We start from the raw sequence: 865 nt of genomic DNA, 5'->3' as shown, positions 1-865 counted from the left end.
GGGGCCCTCCCGCCGGGGTTCCGGACCTACCGGGCCCCGGAGGGGTTCTCCGTCGCGCTGCCCGGGGACTGGGAGCGGCTGGACACCTCGGGCACCCCCGGCCTGGCCTATCGCGTCACCTTCGGCGCCGAGGGGGATCCGCGCACGCTCGCCGTGACCTACAGCGAGCGGGTGGGGTCGGACGCGGTGGCCGTGTGGCGGGACGACGTGGAACCGCTGCTGGTGCGGTCCGGCGGCTACCGGCGGATCGGCGGCATCGAGGCGCGGACCTACCAGGGGCGCGAGGCCGCCGACATGGAGTGGTACGCCGAGGACGACGGCGCCCGGGTACGCACCTTCGGCCGCGGCTTCCTGCTGGGCGGCGGCCGGGGCTTCTCGCTGCGCTGGACGACCCCGGCCGCCGACTGGGAGGAACCCGCCGGCCGGGAGGCGCTACGCACCTTCCTCCGGACGTTCCGGCCGGGCACCCGCTGAGCCGCGCGGGGCGCGCAGTCCGCTCAGCGGCCATGCGTGCAGCGGACGGGTGAGCCAGCGGGCGGTGAAGGTCCGGTCCGTAAGGGAGCACGCGACCCTCAGCCGGTGCGGCGTCTGCAGGAAGACCACGTCCACGGTGAGGGTGCCCTCGTCGGTCCAGCCGCCGCTCACGGCGGCCGGGACGGGCTCCTCGGTGACGGTCCAGCCCGGCCCCTCGAACCGCGCGTCGAACGGCTCGCCGTCCTCCGTGAGACGCAGCGTCCAGCCGCCGCCGGCGTCCCGCGCGACCTCGGCAGCGGTCAGCTTCGGCTGGTCGGCGCAGAATCCGCCGCGCGGGGTGAACACCGCGCCCGGCCAGTCCCCGGCCCGCTCCGGTACGGGACTGCCCCCG

The 865-nt window shown here is 76.8% G+C and carries 2 pseudogenes; one reads left to right on the top strand and one right to left on the bottom strand.

Features of this window, described 5'->3' with window-relative positions:
- Nucleotides 1-474: pseudogene (locus tag B9S61_RS03010) on the top strand (serine/threonine protein kinase); the annotation flags it as partial.
- Here the strand turns inward: B9S61_RS03010 and B9S61_RS03005 are convergent.
- Nucleotides 433-865: pseudogene (locus B9S61_RS03005) on the bottom strand (serine hydrolase); the annotation flags it as partial. The pseudogenes B9S61_RS03010 and B9S61_RS03005 sit on opposite strands and share 42 nt — an antisense overlap.

It is taken from the genome of Streptomyces sp. SM1, assembly GCF_002910825.1.
GTDB lineage: Bacteria > Actinomycetota > Actinomycetes > Streptomycetales > Streptomycetaceae > Streptomyces > Streptomyces okerensis.
The sequence above is the reverse complement of the archived record's forward strand: the minus strand, read 5'-3'. Positions and strand labels throughout refer to the sequence as shown.